The sequence below is a fragment of the Microbacterium sp. DWRC1-3 genome (genome assembly GCF_049896645.1).
GTDB lineage: Bacteria > Actinomycetota > Actinomycetes > Actinomycetales > Microbacteriaceae > Microbacterium > Microbacterium maritypicum.
Window position 1 is genome coordinate 774,859 of record NZ_JAFCUS010000002.1, and the last position, 20,318, is coordinate 795,176.

Here is a 20,318-nt window from a genome sequence, read left to right on the forward strand (position 1 = left end):
CCTGGCCCGCGCTCAGCCCGCCGACGCGGGCCAGGCGATCGGGAGCAGGTGCTCGACGCTCAGGGGCGCCAGCGGGAGTGTGGCGATGTCGTCCGGGGTGATCCAGCGCAGTTCGGCGAGCTCGGCTTGGACCGTGACCGCCCGGGGATCGACGGACGTCGCGAACGCTTCGGCGATGACGCGGTGACCCGGCTCGTTCGCGGCCGCGGACACGAAAGAGCCCAGCGGCTGGAGATCAGCTTCGTCGAGCTCCAGCCCCAGCTCTTCGTGGAGCTCGCGGATCAGCGTCTGCGCCGCGGACTCGCCGGCCTCGGGCTTGCCGCCCGGCTGCATGAACATGCTCGTGCCCTGCTTGCGGACCACGAGCACTCGTCCGGCCTCGTCGACGATCACGGCCGCGCTCACATGGATGTCAGGCATCGAGGCTGAACACCTTTCCGGGGTTGAGGATGCCGAGGGGATCGAACACGGCGGCGATCTGACGCTGAAGCTGCCATTGGTCATCGCCCAGCTCATCGACGAGCCATCGGCGTTTCAGGACGCCGATGCCGTGCTCGCCCGTCAGGGTGCCCCCGAGGCGGATCGCGGCGCGGAAGAGATCATCGGCGGCCGCCCAGACGTGCGGCGGGGTCTCCGGCCCGTCGAAGATGAAGTTCGGGTGCAGATTGCCGTCGCCGGCGTGGGCGACCGTCGGGATGGTGATGCCGTACTCGCGTTCGATGCGCGCGATCTCCTCGAACATCGCCGGCATGGCGCTGCGGGGCACCGACACGTCTTCGATCAGCGTCGTTCCCAGCGAGGCCATCGCCGCGTGCATAGACCGCCGGATGGCGAGGAGGCGCTCTCCCTCGACACGGTCGTGGGAGACGACCGTCTCGCCGTCGTGGGCGCGCAGGATCGCGGCGATCGTGTCCGCCTCTTCAGCGGCAGCCGGCCCATCGGTCTGGATGGTCAGCTGGGCCGTGCCCGCAGACGGGACAGGGAGGGCGAGCAGGGCGTGCACGGCCGCGAGGCTGGCGGCATCCATCAGCTCCATGATCGCCGGCTGCACGCCCGCGGCCGTCACGGCGGCGGAGGCTGCAGCAGCGCTGCGTACTCCGGGGAAGGTCGCGGTGACGGTGCAGGTCTCGCCTGGCACGAGTCTGCGCAGCTTGAGGGTGGCTCCGACCACGACGCCCAGCGTGCCTTCCGAGCCGACGATCAAGGCGGTGAGGTCGAGGCCGGTCACGCCTTTGACGCTGCGGTGACCGAGGTGCAGCAGCCGGCCGTCGGCGAGGACGAGGTCGACGCCGAGCACCGCGTCGCGCACCACTCCGTACTTGGCGCACAGCAGACCGCCGGCGCCCGTGGCGATGTTGCCGCCGACGGTGGAGATGTCGCGGCTGGCGGGATCCGGAGCCCACCAGAGACCGTGCGTGGCGAGTTCGGCATTGAGGTCGGCGTTCAGGATGCCCGGTTCGACGACGGCGAGCAGGTCGTCCGGGCGGATCTCGCTGATCGCGGTCATCCGCCGCAGCGACAGCACGATCTCGCCCGCCCCGGCGTTCGCGGCTCCCGCGAGTCCGGTACCGGCGCCGCGAACCACGACCGGTGTGCGCGTGGCCGTCGCGATGCGCATGGTCTGCTGCACGTCTTCGACACGCTCGGCGTGGACGACGGCGAGAGGTCGCCCCGCAGCGGCGTGGCCGGAACGATCTGCTCTGGCCTCCTCGAGCGATGCCTCATCGGTGTCGACGAGCGCGCCGAGGGACTCCTGCAGGAGTGACAGGACGCTCACGACAGTGCGCTCACGAGGGGAACCTCACGACAGCGCGCGTCGACCGCTGAGCACGCCGGCGACCACGGCGACGAGGGCGAATGCGGTGCCGATCAGTGCCTGTCCCATCGACCACCACGCGATCGTGACGCCGACGTAGATCAGCAGCTCGACGGCTGCGCGCAGGAAGGGGTGCACACGCAGCACCGGGCGCGGCGAGAGGAACAGCGCCCAGACCAGGATCACGACGACGGGCGCTCCGACACCGATGACGATGTTCCAGGGAAGATCCCAGCTCGCGAAGCCCCACAGAGCGAGAGAGGCCACGGCGACGACGAGGACGACGGCGCGGACGATGTCGAGAGCGGTGATGACCGGACGCTCGACGCCGGGAACAGGAGCGGGATCCGAGGGCATGGATCCAGTCTATTCGGCGACGGGGGAGTCCTCGGTCGGGACGGCGCCCGCCTCGACGGGCGCGGCGACATCGGCGACCTTGGTCGTGATCGGCTCCTGCTCCACGGGAGCGGGAATCACCGGCTCGGCCACGACGGGTGCGGCCACGACGGGTGCGGCCACGACGGGTGCGACCTCGACGGGTGCGACCTCTGCCGGTGCGACCTCTGCCGGAGCTTCGTCGACGGGTGCGACCTCTGCGGGAGCATCGGTCGTGATGACGACATCGTCGACAGGAGCGGAGCTGACCGGGTTCTCATCGACGGGAGTCTGGTCGCTCTCCGTCGGGTCCTCCTCGACCGGACCCTCTTCGATGGGGATCTCGATGCCGGGGCGGTTGGGCTGCAGCGCGAGGAGAGTGGTGTCCGCGAAGGGCGCGTCGCCCGTGTCGAGGACATACCGGAAGGTGACCTTCGTCGAAGCGGCGAAGTAGTACTGGAACAGGCCGGGGCGCAGGTCGATCTCACCCGCTCCGGAGTCGTCGAGCACGATCGTGTCACCACCGCCGTGGCTGCCGTCGAGAAGCGCTTCGACCGTCGCTCCCGGTGCGCCGGTGATCGGCACGCGGTAGTGCACGGTCAGCTCGTCGAAGACGATCGTCGCGGTCGTCCAGGTCGGCGCTTCCGTGGGAACACCGGGGTCGACGGGCTCGACGGGCTTCTCGGGCTCGACCGGCTTCGTCGGTTCGACGGGGGCCGTGGGCGGGGTCGTGACGGGTGGCGGTGTGACGGCCGGTGCGGACGACGGATCCTGTCCTGGCTCCGCCTGATCGTCGGTCGGGGGCGCGGGCGCCTCCTCCGGCACGACGACGGGCGTTTCGATGATGACGGGCTCGTCGAGGCTCATCTTCTCGTCGGGCCCGACGTCCGCCGAGATCGAGGACGGGTCTTCGTCCCCGGCGTTCGGGAGCGACGTCGCGGGATCGGCTCCGGCGAGTCCCGGGATGATCGTGGAGGCGGCGACGACGCCGGCGACGACCAGTGCGGCCGAGCCCACGCCGACGAGTGCACCGATCCCGGTGAACACCCCGCCCGCCGCGCCGGCACCGGCGCCGGCGGAAGAGCCCGCCGTGCCGCCTGCCGAGCCGCCGGCGCCGGAACCCGAACCGCCCGAAGCGGCGAGGCCCGTCGCGGCGTGCGTGACACCGGGGTCGCCGGCGAAGACGGCACCGGGAATGCTCGACGGCATGGCCGCCAGAGCGACGATGGGCGTGCCCGCACCCTGCAGCGTGGCGAGGTAGCCTGCGGCGCCGGTGACGCCGAGCACGAGAGGCAGCAGCACCAGGGCGAGACGCTTGGAGACGTCTTTCGCCTCGGCGGCGACGATCATGCATCGGGCGCACTCGTCGAGGTGGAGCTCGAGTCGCTTGTGATCGCGGGTGCTGAGGTTGCCGCGCGAATAGGCGCCGAGGTGCTCGATGGTCCACTGGCATTCGGAGCCGTCTTCGGCGCTGCGCAGATGCGCCTGGATCCAGGCTTCACGAAGGCCTTCACGCGCACGGAACGCCAACTGCGACACGGCGCCGGCCTTCATCCCGAGGAGGGGCCCGACCTCCTGCGGCTTCATCTGCTCGATCTCGGTGTACCAGAGCACCTCCTGCCAGCGGCTGGGGAGACTGCGGAAGGCCTGCGCGGTGAGGCTGCGATCGAGCGCCTCGCTCGCAGCCTGGTCGGTGGTGTCGGGGTCGGCGACGGTGTCGAGTTCGTCGATCGCGGTCTCGCGACGAGCACGTCCCCACCCCGCCGCCGTGTTGCGGATGCTCGTGAAGAGGTAGGCGCGGAAGGAGCCGTTGGGGCCGCCGCCCTTGATGATCGCCTGATAGATGCGCGTGTAGGACTCCTGCACGAGGTCATCGGGATCGATGGAGGAGGTGACCGAGCGCGCCACGGAGAGCCCCGACGGGTAATGCCGTCTCCAGAGTTCACCGAACGCCTCCGTGTCTCCCGAACGGGTGCGGAGGATCAGGTCGGCGTCGCCGATCGTTTCGTCGTGAGTCGTGTTCTCTTCGTGCACAATCATCCATCTGTCGCCGGGCGCGGGTGCGCCTCTACGGGAAGAGACGCATGAGAGCGCCTCTCATCACGCGACTTCTCCATTCTCTCGCGAATCTCCCAGGGAAGCCACCCTCTCCACGAACTCCAAGCCGATGCCCGGGTTCGCGCGAGGGGGCCTCCGGCGGCGTCTGCAGACGGTATCCGAAACTCCTTCGAAGATTTTCGAGAAGTCGCGTAATGAATCGGGAGGGGCGTCGTCTCATCCCATAGAGACAGCCGTGAGGATCCCACCGGGGGGCGGGATCCAGGCACTGGTGCGGGGGGTATTCGCGCCGGTCGGGCGGGTCGGGAGCCTCGGGGGAGGAGAGCCCGGCCGCCCGTCTCACGAGGGGGAATGAGGCCGCCGATCTGGGGAACGGCGGCCTCCCACACGTTTCGATCCGAGGATCGGGATGACTTCTCGAAAGATTTTCGAGAAGTCGCGTAATGAATCGGGATGAGCATCGTCTCATCCCATAGAGACAGCCGTGAGGATCCCACCGGGGGGCGGGATCCAGGCACTGGTGCGGGGGGTATTCGCGCCGGTCGGGCGGGTCGGGAGCCTCGGGGGAGGAGAGCCCGGCCGCCCGTCTCACGAGGGGGAACGAGGCCGCCGATCTGGGGAACGGCGGCCTCCCGCCCCATCACACACGTATGACCGGAGAGCGCAGAGCTGCGCGTCGCGCGCGGCGCCGTCTCAGACGAGCAGCCGTGGTCCTGACCACACGCGCGCGACGCGCAGATCCGCATCCAGAAGCACGGCATCGCCGAGCATTCCGGTGGTCAGGCTGCCGAGGGATGCATCGCGTCCGATCGCACGCGCCGGCGTCTGCGTGAGTGCGCGAACGGCTTCGGGAAGCGCCACTCCCGCCTGCACGGCACGCTGCAGGGCCACGTCCTGCGTGAGCGTGGAGCCGGCGATCGACCCGGTGTCATCGGCCCTCGCTACGCCGTTCTCGACCGTGACGCTCACGGCCCCGAGGTCGTAGTGGCCGTCGGCGCTGCCCGCAGCCGCCATCGCATCGGTGATCAGTGCCACACGTGCGGGTGCGGAGTCGAACACGAGCTTGACGACGTGCGGATCGAGGTGCACGTTGTCGGCGATGGCCTCGAGCACCACCCGGTGATCGGCTGCCGCTGCCAGCACCGGTCCAGGAGCACGGTGATGGATGCCCGGCATCGCATTGAACGCGTGGGTGAGGATGGAGGCCCCTGCCTCGAAGGCGGAGACGGCCATCGTGGCGTCCGCATCCGTGTGGCCGACGGCGGCGGCCGAGCCCGCGGCCACGATCTGCCTGATCGCGTCGAGCCCGCCGGGCAGCTCCGGCGCGATCGTGATCTGGCGGACGGTGCCGCGTCCGGCATCGAGCAGGAGGGCGACATCCGCCTCCGTCGGGTGACGCAGCAGCGACGGTTCGTGCGCGCCGTGGTGCCCGGGGTCGAGGAACGGGCCCTCGAGGTGCGAGCCCAGGATGTCCGCATCCGTCTCGGTGAGATCGGCGATGAGCGCGACGCTGCGGGCGAGGGACTCCAGGGGCGCCGTCACGAGCGAGATGACCGCGCGGGTGGTGCCGTGCGCACGATGCATCTCGCGCCCGGTGCGGATCGCCTCCACGCCGTCGTCGAATGCGGCGCCGGCGCCGCCGTGGCCGTGGATGTCGACGAATCCGGGAGTGAGCAGGGCGCCGGGACCGGCGAGGGCCACCGCATCGACGACCTCATCCGCCGCGGTCCACTCCGATCCCGTCCCGCGACCGGTGACGACGCCGTCCTCGATGCGGACCCAGCCGTCCTCGACGATGTCGCCCCCCTCGACGATCCGTGCGGAGTGGATGACCAGCGAACCGGTCGCGGAGGAGTGGGTGATCAACGTGCGCTCCAGGGGATCTCGTCTGCGGGATGGAAATCGATCCCCTCAGCTTTCCACAGCGGAGCGAGCGCGCCGACGCGCACGCGGAAGGACTCCCATCCGCGTTCGGGCGCTTCTCTCGGCGACCAGGCGACCTCGGCCTGAGCCGCCGCACGGGGGAACACCAGCTGTTCGACCTCGCCGAGCGTGCGGGTGGTCTCGGACCAGAGCGGGGCCTCGACGCCGAGGACCGCGGCGTCCGGCACGTCGAGGACGGCTGTCGGCTCCCACTCGTAGGCGGAGCGGACGTCGATGATCCCCGCCCAGGTGAGGCCGAGGGGGAAGTCCTCCGCGTACTTCATGTCGAGGTAGGTGACGTCCGCCGCCGACATGATGAGGGCGCCTCCGCGCTCGACGAAGTGCGCGGCCTCCTCGGCATGCGTGCCCTCGGGGGTGGTCTTGCCCCAGTACTGTCCGACGGTTCCCTCGGCGATGTTCGTCGCGGATCCCATCTCATGCCAGGCCATCGGGATCTTGCCCGCTTCCACGACGATCGCGGTCGCGCGCTCGGCGAAGAGGTCGAAGTCGGCCTGGGGCGTGCCGAGGGATTCGTCGCCGCCGATGTGGATGTACGCACCCGGGGTCATCTCGGCCAGCTCTTGGACGACATCGCGCACGAAGTCGTAGGTGCGCTCCTCGTGGATGCGGACGCTGGAGTGGCCGACGCCCCAGCCCAGGTACGTCTCGCCGGCGACGGGCAGCGGCTGGCCGAGCCGCGCGGAATCCGCGATGAGGTTGTCGTTCAGCACCGGCGCCTCGACGAGCTCGGGGTAGGCCACACCGATCGCGTGGGTGTGACCGGGCAGGTCGATCTCGGGGATCACGATCATGTGACGCGAAGCGGCGTACGCCACGATCTCGCGGTAGTCGGCCTTGGTGTAGAAACCGCCGGGGTCGCCGCCCACCGATGTCGCGGAGGCCCGTTCCGTCAGCAGCGGCCAGGCATCGATGTGCACGCGCCACCCCTGGTCGTCGCTCAGGTGCAGGTGCAGGTGGTTGAACTTGAGGGCGCTCGTGCTGTCGATGAACTTCTTCACGTCGTCGACGCCGAAGAAGTGCCGGGCCACGTCGAGCATGACGCCCCGTCGCGGGAAGCGCGGGGAGTCCGCGATGTCGGCGCCGAGCAGGGCCCAGCCGGAGTCGTCCTGTCGCAGCAGCTGCAGCAGCGTCTGCACGCCGTAGAAGAGGCCTGCCTCATCGGCGCCGACGATGATCGCACGCTCGCCGATCTCGAGCGTGTACCCCTCCGGCGCCGAGGAGCCGTGGTCGATCAGCAGCTCGATCTCGCCGGAGGCCTCGTCAGTGGTGGTGAGGCGGATGCCGGTGCGGCGCTCGACCGCATCGATCAGCTGGGCGGCAGCGGGGGAGGAGCCGTGCACACGCGTCGTCGCGGTGATCGGCATCCGTCCCTCTCGCGCGGTGGCGGACACAGGCGCTGGCACGAGCGGAAGAGGATGAGGAAGGACCATGAACAAAACCTACCCGTCGGCATCGCTCAGGGGAATGGCGGAAGTCGAATCGATTCTGCGACGATCGTGGACACGCTGGCGTGCGGGGTCGTCGCATCGGCTATGCTCGTAGACGTCGCGACTGGCGTCTGGGTGGACTACCACCGGGGAGCGACTGACCACGGAATTCGACCGCGCGCCTGGGCCGATAGGAACACCCCTTTCGAATCCGTCGTCAAAGGAGCACGTCATGACCGACCGTTACTTCAACGCCCCGCTTTCCGAAGTCGACCCCGAGATCGCTGAGGTCCTGGATCGCGAGTTGACGCGCCAGCAGACCTTCCTCGAGATGATCGCCTCGGAGAACTTCGTGCCCGTCTCGATCCTGCAGTCGCAGGGCTCGGTGCTCACGAACAAGTACGCCGAGGGCTACCCCGGACGCCGGTACTACGGCGGCTGCGAAGAGGTCGACGTCGCGGAGTCCCTCGCGATCGAGCGGGCGAAGACTCTCTTCGGCGCCGAGTTCGCGAACGTGCAGCCGCACTCCGGTGCGTCGGCGAACGCGGCGGTCCTGCATGCGATCGCGCGCCCCGGCGACACCCTGCTCGGCCTGTCGCTGGACCAGGGCGGCCACCTGACGCACGGCATGAAGATCAACTTCTCCGGTCGTCTGTACGACATCGTCGCCTACGGCGTCGACCCCGAGACCTCGACGATCGATATGGCCGAGGTGCGCCGTCTCGCGATCGAGCACAAGCCGAAGGTCATCATCGCCGGATGGTCGGCCTACCCCCGCACGATGGACTTCGCGGCCTTCCGCGCGATCGCCGACGAGGTCGGTGCGCTGCTCTGGGTCGACATGGCGCACTTCGCCGGTCTGGTCGCCGCTGGTCTGCACCCGAACCCGGTGCCGCATGCCCACGTCGTCTCCTCGACCGTGCACAAGACGATCGGTGGTCCGCGCTCGGGCTTCATCCTCACCAATGACGCCGATCTCGCCAAGAAGATCAACACCGCGGTGTTCCCCGGTCAGCAGGGCGGCCCGCTCATGCACGTGATCGCCGCGAAGGCGACGGCGTTCAAGCTCGCAGCCACCCCCGAGTTCAAGGAGCGCCAGGAGCGCGTGCTGCGTGGCGCGAAGCTCATCGCGGAGCGCCTGTCGCAGCAGGATGTGAAGGACGCAGGCATCGCGGTGCGCTCCGGCGGCACCGACGTGCACCTGGTGCTGGTCGACCTGCGCGACGCCGAGATCGACGGCAAGCAGGCCGAAGACCTGCTGCACGACATCCACATCACGGTGAACCGCAACGCCGTCCCGAACGACCCGCGCCCGCCGATGGTCACCTCTGGTCTGCGCATCGGCACCCCGGCGCTCGCGACCCGCGGTTTCGGCGACACCGAGTTCACCGAGGTCGCCGACATCATCGCGCTCGCGCTGCTTCCCGGCGCTGACGTCGAGTCGCTGCGCGCTCGCGTCGACGCCCTCGCCGCCGCGTTCCCGCTCTACCCCGACCTGCAGCAGTGACCGCGAAGATCCTCGACGGGAAGGCGGCGTCCGCCGCGATCCGTGCCGAGCTGACCGAACGCGTGGCCGCACTCAAGGCGCGAGGGATCACGCCGGGCATCGCGACCGTGCTCGTGGGCGCCGACCCGGCCTCGCAGCTCTACGTGGGTATGAAGCACCGGCAGTCCGAGGCGATCGGGATGAACTCGATCCAACGCGAGCTGCCCGCCGACGCCACGCAGGCCGACGTCGAAGCCCTGATCGACGAACTCAACGCCGACACCGCGTGCCACGGGTACATCGTGCAGCTGCCGCTGCCGAAGCACCTCGACACCGATGCGATCCTGGAGCGGATCGACCCGGCGAAGGATGCCGACGGTCTGCACCCGACCAACCTCGGTCGTCTGGTTCTCAACGTCAACGGGCCCATCCACACCCCGCTGCCGTGCACACCGCGAGGGGTGATCGAGCTGCTGCTGCGCAACGACTACGACCTCAAGGGGAAGCACGTGGTCGTGGTCGGGCGCGGCGTCACGATCGGTCGCTCGATCGGGCTGCTGCTCACGCGACGCGACCTGAACGCCACGGTCACGCTCACGCACACCGGAACCGTCGACATGCCGCGCTACCTGCGAGAGGCCGATGTGATCGTCGCCGCGGCCGGGGTGAAGCATCTGATCCGCGCCGAAGACGTCAAGCCCGGCGCCGCCGTGCTCGACGTCGGCGTGACGCGAGAGACCGACCCCGAGACCGGGAAGAGCCTGGTGTTCGGCGATGTCGCCCCCGACGTCGCCGACGTCGCCGGGTACATCTCCCCGAACCCGGGAGGCGTCGGCCCGATGACGGTCGCGCTGCTCATGACGAACGTCGTGGAAGCGGCCGAGCGGATCGCCTGACGCCAGCTCGCGCACCGCATGTGAAAGGCGCCCGTCCTCCTCGGAGGATGGGCGCCTTTCGACGTTCGCAGCCGGTGCGTCGCGCCCGGTTCAGTCCGGGTTCGGGTCGGCTCTTCGCACTCAGCCCAGTTCGTCGAGCATGCGCCGCTGCTCGGGCGTGAGACCGTCGTCGAGCTCGTCGCGCGCGGCGCGTGTCTCTGGCGCCTCCGCCGCGGCAGCGGTCGGAGACGCCGTCTTCGTCTCGCCACCCTTCACCCGCGCCTGCACCGAGTCGTAGATCTCTCCCGCCTTGGCGCGGAGCCGGTCGTCGATCTGGTCGTAGATCATCCATCCGAACAGCAGCGCGAGCGGCGGCAGCACGAACGCCCAGAAGCCGGAGGCGCGCACACCGCTCAGCCACATCGTGAGTACCCAGACGATCAGCTCGACCAGATACACCAGCACGTACTGCACGACCTTCTCGCCGGTCTTGGTGCGCTCGGCGGCCGACTTCGCCGCCGACCTGCGGAAGGCTCCGGCGAGCAGGGGCTTCACGAACAGTGCGGCGAGGGTCAGGATGACGGATGCCCACAGGGCGTTGAACCCGACTGAGACGCCCGGCAGCAGCAGGCCGATCACCAGCAGTGCGGCGACATTGAACACGTAGAGCGCGGCGAACCGGACGATTCCGTTCTTCATGCGACCAGAATCCCACATCCTCCCGCGGAGGATCACCCCTGCGCGTGCAGCGTGCTCTCGATCCCGCTGATGCGTGCCTGCTCGTCGAAGCGGAAGGTCGCGGTGCCCGTGGCATCGGAGACATCGGCGCCGGAGAACGCCTCGTCGGTCCAGGCGAGGGTCCAACCCGCGAGTCGGGCGAGGTCCCAGACGGAAGTGCGCGCATCGGGGAGGCTGATGCCCGAGAGGACACGGGGCAGCGCCATGACCGCATCCGCCACGGTGAGCGGTGCCAGCGGAGCATCGAGCACGAACACCGCACGGGTTCCGTTGCCGACCGGGGCGGAGTAGTAGGGGGAGCGTCCGGTGAGCTCGACCGCGACGGCACCGACCGTGTGCGCGGCCTGTGCGATCCAGTCGTCGTCGCCCGAGACCTCGGCGGGGAACGGCACCTCGGGAGCAGTCAGCTCGGCGATCCCGTGCTCGTTGCCGTAGGCCTGCAGCTGCGCGGCGACACCCTGTGCGTCGCCGCTCGGGTGCGCCCAGGCCCACAGGAGCGAGCGGGGCCCGGGGGCGATCGTCGCGATCAGGTGCGCGCGCGCCACGAGCTGCCGCGACGGGTCGGCGTCGGCGGTGAAGGTGAGGGTGCCCGCGGCCAGGTCCGCGTCCCAGCGGTGCTCGCCGAGGGCGTCGGCGGCTGCGGAGAGAGCGTCCTGACGGAGCGCGACGAAGAGGGCGGCACGGTCGGCGAGGGGCTGGAGCGCGGCGAAGGTCATGCCGACAGTCTCGCGGTCGATGCTATGAATCCGCTAGTTCAGGCGTTGCCTGCCCCAGGCCGCAGGCGCACGACCCCGCGGATCAATAGCTGGCGCGGGAGCCGCCGTCTGCCGAGGTGAAGCGCGCGGCGAGAGCCTCGGAGGCGCGGGCGAGCAGCGCCACATCCGCTCCGACCGCCACGAAGTCGGCGCCCGCGGCGAGGTAGGCGTCGGCGGCTGCCGGGTCGAACGCGTTCACGCCCACGGCCTTGCCAGCGGCCTTGACCGCGGCGAAGACCCTCTCGACCGCGGCCGTGACATCGGGGTGGGTCTGCTGACCCAGCAGGCCCATCGACGCGGACAGATCGGAGGGGCCGACGAACACCGCGTCGACACCGTCGACCGCGGCGATGTCGGCTGCGGCCTCGACGCCCGCTGCCGTCTCGATCTGCACCGTGAGGGAGACGTGCTGCGCGGACTCCTGCAGGTACTGATCGACACGGTTCCAGCGCGCGCTGCGGGCCAGAGCACTGCCCACGCCGCGCACGCCCTCCGGCGGGTACCGCGTCGCGGACACCGCGGCGCGGGCCTCGTCGGCCGACGACACCATCGGCACGATCAGGTTCTGGGCCCCGAGGTCGAGGACCTGCTTGATCGCGACGGTGTCGTTCGACGGCACCCGCACGAGCGGGGCGATCGGGTACGCGGCGACAGCCTGCAGCTGCACGAGCACGGAATCGAGCGTGTTCGCCGAGTGCTCCATGTCGATCAGCAGCCAGTCCAGTCCCGACCCCGCGGCGACCTCGGCGAGCAGCGGGCTGCCGGAGCAGACCCACATGCCCACGAACGCTCGATCGGAGGCCGCGAGCTGCTCACGGAACGAGGGGTCTAGACGAAGCGGCATGCAATTGTTCCCATCGGTCCGTAATCGCACAGCACTTCATCGCCGCGCGACACCCACATCGGGCGTGTGAACGATCCTGCCAGGATGATCTCCCCGGCCTCGAGACGCGCGCCGTGCTGATGGAACTTGTTCGCGAGCCACGCGACCCCGGTCGCCGGGTGGCCGAGCACTCCGGCGGCGACGCCGGTCTCCTCGATCTCGCCGTTGCGGGAGAGCACGCCGGGAACCCAGCGCAGATCGATCTCGTCGGGGCGCCGGTGCACCGTGCCGAGCACCATCGCTCCGTACGCGGCGTTGTCGCTGATCGTGTCGACGATCGTGCGGCCCTCCAGCTCGATGTGCGAGTTCAGCACCTCGAGCGCCGGCACGGCGTAGTCGATCGCCGCCAGGGCATCCTCGAGGGTGCAGTCCGGGCCCTCCAGCGGGGTCTTCAGCACGAAGGCGAGTTCGACCTCGATGCGCACGTTCGAGAAGTGATCGACCGGGATCTCGGAGCCGGACTCGTACACGGTGTCGTCGAACATCACGCCGTAGTCCGGCTCGGTGATGCCCGTGGCCTGCTGCATCGCCTTGGACGTCAGCCCGATCTTGCGGCCGACGAGCCGGCGACCCGCGGCGATCTGGGAGTCCCTCCAGACACCCTGGATCGCGTAGGAGTCCTCGACCGTGGCCTCCGGGTACCGCGCCGTGATGCGCGGGATCACCGCGTGCGTGCGGTCGGCCTCCGCGAGCTCCGCCGCGATCTGCGTGATCGTGTCTGCTGACAGCATCCGTGCCTCCTAGAGCTGGTGGCCCAGCTTGTACTCGCCCTGCTTGTACTCGGGCATGTCCTTGTCGTCGTCCGCTCGCGTGTACGAGAAGCCGTCGGCGCCGATGGTCACCGCCATCTCGCTGGAGTCGGTGCGGGCGACCACCGGCTGCGGGTTGCCGTCGAGGTCGAGCACCAGCGACGCATCCGTGTACCAGGACGGGACGACGGGGTTCCCCCACCAGTCGCGGCGCTGGTTGTCGTGCACATCCCAGGTGATGACCGGGTTGTCGGGGTCGCCGGTGTAGTAGTCCTGCGTGTACACCTCGACGCGGTGCCCGTCGGGGTCGCGCAGGTAGAGGTAGAACGCGTTCGAGACGCCGTGGCGGCCGGGACCGCGCTCGATCGAGTCGGAGCGGCGCAGGGCTCCGAGCTTGTCGCAGATGGCGAGGATGTTGTGCTTCTCATGCGTGGCGAAGCACACGTGGTGCATGCGGGGTCCGTCGCCGCCGGTCATGGCGGTGTCGTGCACGGTGGGCTTGCGGCGCATCCAGGCGGCGTAGACGGTGCCCTCCTCGTCCTGGATATCCTCCGTGACGCGGAAGCCGAGGTCCTGCATGAACCCCACGGCACGCGGTACGTCGGGGGTGACCTGGTTGAAGTGGTCCAGGCGCACCAGCTCGCCGGGGATGTGCAGGTCGTAGCGCCACGACATCCGCTCGACGTGCTCGGTGGCGTAGAAGAACTCGTACGGGAAGCCCAGCGGGTCGACCACCCGCACCGAGTCGCCGATCCCCTTGACGAAGCCGTTCTCGTTGCGGCGCACGTCGCAGCCGAGCTCCGTGTAGAACTCGACGGCGCGGTCGAGGTCTTCGGGCGTGCGGACCCGGTACGAGAAGGCGGCCACGGCGGCGATCGGGCCCTTGCGCAGCACCAGGTTGTGGTGGATGAACTCCTCGGTCGAACGCAGGTAGATCGCCTCGTCGTCCTCCGCGGTGACGTAGAGCCCCAGGACGTCGACGTAGAACTGGCGGGAGGCGGCGAGGTCGGTGACCACGAGCTCCATGTACGCGCAGCGGAGGATGTCCGGCGGCGAGCTCTGCGGCGTCGCGATCGGGTTGTCCGAGCGGATCGGCGCCTCCTGGGAGACGTAGAAGCCCGAGGAGGTCAGGGTCATGTCGTCGCGGTGTGTCATGTCAGCGTCCTTGCGTGAGGGTTCCGGTCGCACTTTCTGTCGCATCCGCGCGGGCGGGGCGGCACAAAGTGCGACCGGAACGAGACAGTGGGGTCAGTTCTTGCCGAAGGTCGGGTTGTGGGAGTGGGCCGCGAGCGTGATGTGCACGCTCTGCTGGTCGGTGTAGAAGTCGATCGAGCGGTAGCCGCCCTCGTGACCGAGGCCCGAAGCCTTCACGCCGCCGAACGGCGTGCGCAGGTCCCGCACGTTGTTGCTGTTCAGCCACACCATGCCGGCTTCGACCGACTGCGCGAAGTTGTGCGCGCGCTTGAGGTCGTTCGTCCAGATGTAGGCGGCGAGCCCGTACTTGGTGTTGTTCGCGAGCGAGAGCGCCTCCTCGTCGGAGTCGAAGGGCGTGATCGCCACGACGGGGCCGAAGATCTCTTCCTGGAAGATACGGGCGTCGGGGGAGACGTCGGCGAACACGGTCGGTGCGACGAAGTTGCCCTCCTCGAAGCCCTCGGGGCGACCGCCACCGGCGACCAGGCGGCCCTCGGTCTTGCCGATCTCGACGTAGCTCATGACCTTGTCGTAGTGCTCGGGGTGCACGAGCGCGCCGACCTCGGTGGCCGGGTCGTGCGGGTAGCCGACCTTGACCCGCTTCGCCTGCGCGGCGTAGCGCTCGACGAACTCCTCGTAGATCGAGCGCTCGACCAGGATGCGGGAGCCGGCGGTGCAGCGCTCGCCGTTGAGGGAGAAGACGCCGAAGATCGTGGCGTCGACTGCGGCCTCGAGGTCGGCGTCGGCGAAGACCACAGCGGGCGACTTGCCACCGAGCTCCATCGACAGGCCCTTGAGGAACGGGGCGGCATTGCCGAAGATGATCTGTCCGGTGCGGCTCTCGCCCGTGAACGAGATGAGCGGCACATCGGGGTGCTTCACGAGCGCGTCGCCCGCGTCTTCGCCGAGACCGTTCACGAGGTTGAAGACGCCCTTGGGCAGCCCCGCCTCCTCGAAGATGCCGGCCCACAGGGATGCCGACAGCGGCGTGAACTCGGCCGGCTTGAGCACGACCGTGTTGCCGGTCGCGAGTGCGGGCCCGAGCTTCCACGACTCGAGCATGAACGGCGTGTTCCACGGCGTGATGAGGCCGGCGACACCGATCGGCTTGCGGTTGACGTAGTTCATCTGCTTGCCCGGCACCTTGAAGGCGTCGTCGGACTGCGCGACGATCAGGTCGGCGAAGAACCGGAAGTTCTCGGCGGCGCGGCGGGCCTGTCCCAGCGCCTGCGTGATCGGCAGGCCGGAGTCGTACGACTCGAGCTCGGCCAGGCGTGCGTCGCGGGACTCGACGATGTCGGCGATCCGGTGCAGCACGCGCGAGCGCTCGCGGGGGAGCATCCGCGGCCAGGGGCCCTCGTTGAACGCGCGCGTGGCTGCCGCGACGGCGAGTTCGATGTCGGCCTTCTTGCCGGCGGCGGCGGTCGTGTAGGTCTGGTTGGTGACCGGATCCAGCACGTCGAACGTGTCGCCGTCGACGGAATCGACGAACGCGCCGTCGATGTAGTGCTGGATGTGGTCGGGGAGGTCGGCGGGGATGCGCGAATCGGTCATGAGATTTCTCCGGTCGTCTGGGCGGAACGTGTGTGCAGTGCGTCGAGGAACGCGTCCATCGTGCGCCAGCGGTGGTTGCGGGCGGCGAGTTCGATCTCGAGCGGGTCGGCGCCCGCGCGGATGAGGTCGAGGATCTCGGTGTGCTCCTCGACCGAGTGCTGGGCGCGTCCGGGGATCGACGCGAAAGTCGTGTCGCGGATGGCGGAGAGCCGCGACCAGCCGCGGTGCACGAGGTCGAGCAGGTGAGGGTTGGGGCACGGCTCGAACAGCACCGAGTGGAACTGGCGGTTGAGCTCGGTGAAGGCATGGGCGTCGAGATGATCGAGCATCTGCGCCATCCGCTCGTTGATGCGGGCGGCCTCCTCGAGAGCGTCCTCGTCGAGCAGGGGAGCCGAGAGCGCGGTGGCGCAGCCCTCGACCAGGCCGAGCGTCTGCATGGTGTGCGCGTACTCGCTCTCGTCGACGAGGGTCACCCGCGCTCCGACGTTGCGCTCGAACGTCACGAGTCCCTCGGCTTCGAGGCGGCGGATCGCCTCGCGCACGGGGACGACGCTCATCTTCAGATCCTCGGCGATGGAACCCAGCACCAGCCGGTAGCCGGGGCTGAACATGTGCCCCGTGATCCGCGAACGGAGCCACTCGTACGCGACCTCGGACTTGCTGGCCGTCGTCGTGGTCATCGCGTGCTCCGGTGGGCCGTGGCCTCCTCGTAGCGGGCGCGCCACTCGGCGTTCAGGGGGAACAGGCCGTCGACGGGGTGACCTGCGGCGACCTGCTCGGCGATCCAGGCGTCTTCGATCTCCTGCGCGACGGCGCTGGCGGCGACCTCGGCGGCCAGGGCCGGCGGGATCACGATCACTCCGTCGCTGTCGCCGACGATGATGTCTCCGGGCTGCACGGTCGCACCGCCGCAGGAGATCGTGACATCCACGTCCCACGGCACGTGCTTGCGGCCGAGCACGGAGGGGTGCGCGCCCTGCGAGAACACGGGGAGTCCGATCTCGGCGACCGCGTCGAAGTCGCGTACGCCGCCATCGGTGACGACCCCGGCGGCGCCGCGGACCTTCGCGCGCAGGGCGAGGATGTCGCCGAGGGTGCCGGTCGTGGCATCGCCTCGGGCCTCGATGACGATGATCTCGCCGTCTTCCACGGCATCGAACGCGCGCTTCTGCGCGTTGTAGCCGCCGCCGTGCGCGGCGAAGAGGTCTTCGCGGAAGGGCACGAAGCGCAGCGTCTTGGCGGTGCCGACGATCTTGCTGCCGGTGATGTTCGCCGACACCCCGTCGATGAAGCAGGAGTGGTGTCCGCGCTTGCGGAGCTGGGCCGAGAGACCGGCCGTCGGGGCGGCGAGGAGCTGGGCGCGCAGTTCGGGGGAGAGGGCAGGAGCCTTCTCGACGGGAGGCAGGCCCGCCTCTTCGCGAGACCCCCAGGCCTCGGTGCGCTGCAGGTCGTCGACGGCGGGGAGCGATCCGATCTCGCCGTCGAAAGGGGTCTCGCCCTGCGTCACGGTGGTGACGAGGCGTCCGGACGTGGGGGCGCCGGGGGCATCCGGGGCGTCCACCTCGATCTCGACGACGTCGCCGGGGACGATGACCGATGAGCCCGCGGGGGTTCCGGTGAGGATCACGTCGCCCGGTTCGAGGGTGAAGTGCTGGGAGAGGTCGGCGACGAGCTGCGCGAGCGGGAAGATGAGCCCGGCGGTGGTGTCGTCCTGGCGGAGCTCGCCGTTCACCCAGGCGCGCACCCGGAGGGCCGCAGGGTCGACGGTGCGGGCATCGATCAGGTCGGGACCGAGCGGCGTGTAGCCGTCGCCGCCCTTGGAGCGGACGTTGGAGCCCTTGTCGTTCGCGCGCAGGTCGTACAGTCCGAGGTCGTTCGAGGCGGTGACCCACCCCACGTGCGCCCAGGCCTCGTCGAGCGAGACGCGGCGCGCGGCCGTGCCGATCACGAGGGCGATCTCCCCTTCGAAGGCGAGCAGCTCCGTGCCGGCCGGTCGCTCGACCGTGCCTCCGGAGGCGCCGACGGAACTGGCCGGCTTGAAGAAGTACGAGGGTGAGGCGGGGCGTCTGCCGCGCTGATCGGCGCGTGAGGCATAGCTCAGATGGATCGCGATGATCTTGCCGGGGCGGTCGATTGTGTCCGTCACGGGGCGCCTCCTCGCGCTCGTCTGCGTTGTCGTGCGGGACGCCTTGTGCGTCGTATTCGAAATCATATATCATCGGTTCACCCCTCGGCAAGCACTTCGGATCCATTCCGCTGCACGCCGTGACAATGCGGTCACAACCAAAGGAGACACCCCATGAGCGGGCAGTCACAGGCTGGGTTCACGCCCACCGGAACCATCGCGACGGCGGCCGATCGACGCCGCGTCGTGTTCGCCACCGTCGTCGGCACCACGGTCGAGTGGTACGACTTCTTCATCTACGCGACGGCCGTCGGGCTCGTCTTCGGCCAGCTCTTCTTCGCCCCGCTCGGCGAGAACAGCGCCCTGATCGGCTTCGCCACGGTCGGCGTCAGCTTCCTGTTCCGCCCCCTCGGCGCGTTCCTCGCCGGGCACTACGGCGACAAGCTCGGGCGCAAGACCGTGCTGATGTGGACGCTGATCCTGATGGGCGCCGCGACCGCGCTCATCGGTCTGCTGCCCACGTACGAGACGATCGGCATCATGGCGCCGATCCTGCTGGTGCTGCTGCGCATCGTCCAGGGCATCTCGGCGGGCGGTGAATGGGGCGGCGCGGTGCTGATGGCCGTCGAGCACGCTCCTCGCCGCAAGCGCGGCATCTTCGGGGCGTCTCCGCAGATCGGCGTGCCCCTCGGTCTGCTGCTCGCCTCCGGTGTGATGGCGCTGATGACGGTGATCGCCCCCGGCGACCAGTTCCTCGCCTGGGGCTGGCGTGTGCCGTTCCTGCTCAGCGTCGTGCTGATCCTCGTCGGCTACTACGTGCGCCGCAAGGTCGAGGAGAGCCCCGTCTTCACCGAGCTCTCGGCCCGCAAGGAGAAGGCGCGGATGCCGATCGCGCAGCTGTTCCGCAAGCACCTGCTGCTCGTGATCATCGCCGCATTCGTCTTCGCCGGCAACAACGCCGTGGGCTACATGACCACCGGCGGGTACATCCAGGGCTACGCCACGAACCCGGAGGGGCCGATCGGCCTGGAGCGGGGCCCGGTCCTCTGGGCCGTCGCCGGATCCGCGGTCACCTGGCTGCTCACGACGCTCCTCGCCGGCTGGCTGTCCGACCGCATCGGCCGTCGCACGACGTACGTCATCGGCTGGGTGCTGCAGCTGGTCGGTGTCTTCACGCTCTTCCCGCTCGTCAACACGGGCGAGATCGGTCTGCTGTTCGCCGGGCTCGCGATCCTCACGATCGGTCTCGGCTTCACGTACGGACCGCAGGCGGCGCTGTACGCCGAGCTGTTCCCGGCGAGCATCCGCTTCTCCGGCGTCTCGATCTCGTACGCCATCGGCGCGATCGCCGGTGGGGCCTTCGCGCCGACCATCGCCACGGCCATCGTGAGCGCCACCGGGTCGACCCAGGCCGTCACCTGGTACCTCGCGGGCATGACCGTGCTCGGTCTCATCGCCACGCTGCTGCTGCGCGACCGCTCGGGCATCCCGCTCGGACCGGATCACGAGGAGGAGCAGTCCGTCAGCCCGATCTACGGACTCGCGAAGGCCTGATTCTCCGGAGTCACCCGAACGCGTGAGCACGTCCCCCTCCGGGTGGGCGTGCTCACGCGTCGTCGCGGCGGTCAGCCGTCGAGGGATTCGCGGATGACGGATGCCGAGCGCTGCAGCCGCGCGGCGATCTCGGCGTCGTCCAGGTCGGTGGCCACGTGCACGACCGCGATCGCGGCGGGGCGCTGGCCGCGCAGGGTGAGGGGGACGGCGACGGACTGCACGGTGGGGATGACCTCATCGTGGCTCGTCGCATATCCGCGGCTCCGGGTCGCCTCCACATCGGCGGGCAGTGACGACGGCACCGCTTCGGGCCACTCGTGCTCGGGGAGTTGCGCGAGGATCGCCTTGCCGGGAGCTCCGACCGTCACCGGGTGGCGGGCGCCGGGGCGCTGGGCGACGCTCGCGACGGCGTGGCGGGGCTCGACGCTCGCCAGCGTGATGCACTCCTCGCCGTCGAGCACGGCGAGGAAGCAGGTCATCCCCAGCTCGTTGGCGATCGCGGTGAGCTCGGGGAGGGCCTCGGCCTGCAGATCGTGGGCGACTCCGGCCGCGAGCGCCGCCATGCGCGCGCCGAGGCTCACGGCGCCGGCCGTGTCTCGGGAGACGAGCCCGTGGTCTTCGAGGGTGCGCAGCAGGCGATAGGCGATCGAGCGGTGAACGCCCAGGCGCGAGGCGATCTCGTCGATCGTGAGGGGGCCGCGTGCGTCGGCCAGCACCTCGAGGATGCGGATGCCGCGGCTGAGGGTCTGCGAGGCGGGGGAGGCGGCGGTGTTCTCGGGCATGCG

The 20,318-nt window shown here is 69.6% G+C and carries 18 protein-coding genes and 1 riboswitch; of the genes, 3 read left to right on the forward strand and 15 right to left on the reverse strand.

All coding sequences use genetic code 11. From position 1 onward, the window contains the following. Positions 1-12: 12 nt before the first annotated feature. The 6 genes from ACP699_RS16400 to ACP699_RS16425 form a co-directional block, all read right to left on the reverse strand. Complete coding sequence (locus ACP699_RS16400) at positions 13-420, reverse strand: NUDIX hydrolase (protein WP_055870554.1); 408 nt, start codon at positions 418-420, stop codon at positions 13-15. After that, on the reverse strand, positions 413-1,777 hold the full coding sequence (locus ACP699_RS16405) for an FAD-binding oxidoreductase (RefSeq protein ID WP_426172333.1): 1,365 nt from the start codon (positions 1,775-1,777) through the stop codon (positions 413-415). The genes ACP699_RS16400 and ACP699_RS16405 overlap by 8 nt, the downstream gene beginning before the upstream one ends. Before the next feature lie 24 nt (positions 1,778-1,801). Next, a complete protein-coding gene (locus tag ACP699_RS16410) occupies positions 1,802-2,173 on the reverse strand; it encodes a YrdB family protein (RefSeq protein WP_055870560.1) in 372 nt (123 codons plus the stop codon). Positions 2,174-2,182: 9 nt separating this feature from the next. After that, on the reverse strand, positions 2,183-4,225 hold the full coding sequence (locus ACP699_RS16415) for a sigma-70 family RNA polymerase sigma factor (protein WP_426172335.1): 2,043 nt from the start codon (positions 4,223-4,225) through the stop codon (positions 2,183-2,185). Between the two features lie 717 nt (positions 4,226-4,942). Beyond that, entirely contained in the window at positions 4,943-6,115 is a 1,173-nt protein-coding gene (nagA, locus tag ACP699_RS16420; protein WP_426172337.1) for an N-acetylglucosamine-6-phosphate deacetylase, read from the reverse strand. Beyond that, the gene (locus tag ACP699_RS16425) at positions 6,112-7,623 is read right to left on the reverse strand and encodes a family 20 glycosylhydrolase (RefSeq protein ID WP_426172339.1); all 1,512 of its coding nucleotides are present in this window, start codon (positions 7,621-7,623) and stop codon (positions 6,112-6,114) included. Before ACP699_RS16425 ends, nagA begins: the two co-directional genes overlap by 4 nt. Positions 7,624-7,730: 107 nt before the next feature. Then, positions 7,731-7,815: riboswitch (ZMP/ZTP riboswitch) on the forward strand. Positions 7,816-7,852: 37 nt separating this feature from the next. Here ACP699_RS16425 and glyA point away from each other — a divergent pair. Both glyA and ACP699_RS16435 read left to right on the forward strand, forming a co-directional pair. Next, positions 7,853-9,127 (forward strand): serine hydroxymethyltransferase, encoded by a 1,275-nt coding sequence (gene glyA, locus ACP699_RS16430; protein WP_141386341.1) that lies wholly within the window; start codon positions 7,853-7,855, stop codon positions 9,125-9,127. Further along, the gene (locus ACP699_RS16435) at positions 9,124-10,002 is read left to right on the forward strand and encodes a bifunctional methylenetetrahydrofolate dehydrogenase/methenyltetrahydrofolate cyclohydrolase (protein WP_426172342.1); all 879 of its coding nucleotides are present in this window, start codon (positions 9,124-9,126) and stop codon (positions 10,000-10,002) included. The genes glyA and ACP699_RS16435 overlap by 4 nt, the downstream gene beginning before the upstream one ends. Positions 10,003-10,122: 120 nt before the next feature. Here ACP699_RS16435 and ACP699_RS16440 read toward each other — a convergent pair whose 3' ends face one another. The 8 genes from ACP699_RS16440 to ACP699_RS16475 form a co-directional block, all read right to left on the reverse strand. Further along, entirely contained in the window at positions 10,123-10,680 is a 558-nt protein-coding gene (locus ACP699_RS16440) for a phage holin family protein (RefSeq protein WP_426172344.1), read from the reverse strand. Positions 10,681-10,712: 32 nt separating this feature from the next. Further along, positions 10,713-11,435, reverse strand: a complete 723-nt coding sequence (locus ACP699_RS16445) for a DUF6882 domain-containing protein (protein WP_055870581.1) — start codon at positions 11,433-11,435, stop codon at positions 10,713-10,715. Between the two features lie 82 nt (positions 11,436-11,517). Next, entirely contained in the window at positions 11,518-12,318 is an 801-nt protein-coding gene (locus ACP699_RS16450; protein WP_426172346.1) for an HpcH/HpaI aldolase family protein, read from the reverse strand. Beyond that, positions 12,303-13,088: a fumarylacetoacetate hydrolase family protein gene (locus ACP699_RS16455; protein WP_127482004.1), complete on the reverse strand. Its 786-nt coding sequence runs from the start codon at positions 13,086-13,088 to the stop codon at positions 12,303-12,305. The genes ACP699_RS16450 and ACP699_RS16455 overlap by 16 nt, the downstream gene beginning before the upstream one ends. A 9-nt stretch (positions 13,089-13,097) precedes the next feature. After that, entirely contained in the window at positions 13,098-14,261 is a 1,164-nt protein-coding gene (hpaD, locus tag ACP699_RS16460; RefSeq protein ID WP_017828355.1) for a 3,4-dihydroxyphenylacetate 2,3-dioxygenase, read from the reverse strand. Positions 14,262-14,354: 93 nt separating this feature from the next. Then, on the reverse strand, positions 14,355-15,854 hold the full coding sequence (hpaE, locus tag ACP699_RS16465) for a 5-carboxymethyl-2-hydroxymuconate semialdehyde dehydrogenase (protein ID WP_055877488.1): 1,500 nt from the start codon (positions 15,852-15,854) through the stop codon (positions 14,355-14,357). Next, positions 15,851-16,534: a GntR family transcriptional regulator gene (locus ACP699_RS16470; RefSeq protein ID WP_055877491.1), complete on the reverse strand. Its 684-nt coding sequence runs from the start codon at positions 16,532-16,534 to the stop codon at positions 15,851-15,853. Before ACP699_RS16470 ends, hpaE begins: the two co-directional genes overlap by 4 nt. Then, positions 16,531-18,000, reverse strand: a complete 1,470-nt coding sequence (locus tag ACP699_RS16475) for a fumarylacetoacetate hydrolase family protein (RefSeq protein WP_151487116.1) — start codon at positions 17,998-18,000, stop codon at positions 16,531-16,533. The genes ACP699_RS16470 and ACP699_RS16475 overlap by 4 nt, the downstream gene beginning before the upstream one ends. Positions 18,001-18,153: 153 nt before the next feature. Between ACP699_RS16475 and ACP699_RS16480 the strand changes: the two genes are divergently transcribed. After that, positions 18,154-19,533: an MFS transporter gene (locus ACP699_RS16480; RefSeq protein WP_055877496.1), complete on the forward strand. Its 1,380-nt coding sequence runs from the start codon at positions 18,154-18,156 to the stop codon at positions 19,531-19,533. Positions 19,534-19,604: 71 nt separating this feature from the next. On the opposite strand, the gene ACP699_RS16485 is transcribed toward ACP699_RS16480, so the two are convergent. Continuing rightward, complete coding sequence (locus ACP699_RS16485) at positions 19,605-20,315, reverse strand: IclR family transcriptional regulator (RefSeq protein WP_426172351.1); 711 nt, start codon at positions 20,313-20,315, stop codon at positions 19,605-19,607. Between the last annotated feature and the right edge of the window lie 3 nt (positions 20,316-20,318).

Excerpts from the sequence above, each read along its gene's own strand:
- hpaD (WP_017828355.1), bottom strand. The coding sequence starts at position 14,261 with ATGACACACCGCGACGACATGACCCTGACCTCCTCGGGCTTCTACGTC.
- ACP699_RS16470 (WP_055877491.1), bottom strand. The coding sequence starts at position 16,534 with ATGACCACGACGACGGCCAGCAAGTCCGAGGTCGCGTACGAGTGGCTC.
- ACP699_RS16455 (WP_127482004.1), bottom strand. The coding sequence starts at position 13,088 with ATGCTGTCAGCAGACACGATCACGCAGATCGCGGCGGAGCTCGCGGAG.
- hpaE (WP_055877488.1), bottom strand. The coding sequence starts at position 15,854 with ATGACCGATTCGCGCATCCCCGCCGACCTCCCCGACCACATCCAGCAC.
- ACP699_RS16410 (WP_055870560.1), bottom strand. The coding sequence starts at position 2,173 with ATGCCCTCGGATCCCGCTCCTGTTCCCGGCGTCGAGCGTCCGGTCATC.
- ACP699_RS16450 (WP_426172346.1), bottom strand. The coding sequence starts at position 12,318 with ATGCCGCTTCGTCTAGACCCCTCGTTCCGTGAGCAGCTCGCGGCCTCC.
- ACP699_RS16400 (WP_055870554.1), bottom strand. The coding sequence starts at position 420 with ATGCCTGACATCCATGTGAGCGCGGCCGTGATCGTCGACGAGGCCGGA.
- ACP699_RS16480 (WP_055877496.1), top strand. The coding sequence starts at position 18,154 with ATGAGCGGGCAGTCACAGGCTGGGTTCACGCCCACCGGAACCATCGCG.
- ACP699_RS16440 (WP_426172344.1), bottom strand. The coding sequence starts at position 10,680 with ATGAAGAACGGAATCGTCCGGTTCGCCGCGCTCTACGTGTTCAATGTC.
- ACP699_RS16445 (WP_055870581.1), bottom strand. The coding sequence starts at position 11,435 with ATGACCTTCGCCGCGCTCCAGCCCCTCGCCGACCGTGCCGCCCTCTTC.
- ACP699_RS16425 (WP_426172339.1), bottom strand. The coding sequence starts at position 7,623 with ATGGTCCTTCCTCATCCTCTTCCGCTCGTGCCAGCGCCTGTGTCCGCC.
- ACP699_RS16485 (WP_426172351.1), bottom strand. The coding sequence starts at position 20,315 with ATGCCCGAGAACACCGCCGCCTCCCCCGCCTCGCAGACCCTCAGCCGC.
- glyA (WP_141386341.1), top strand. The coding sequence starts at position 7,853 with ATGACCGACCGTTACTTCAACGCCCCGCTTTCCGAAGTCGACCCCGAG.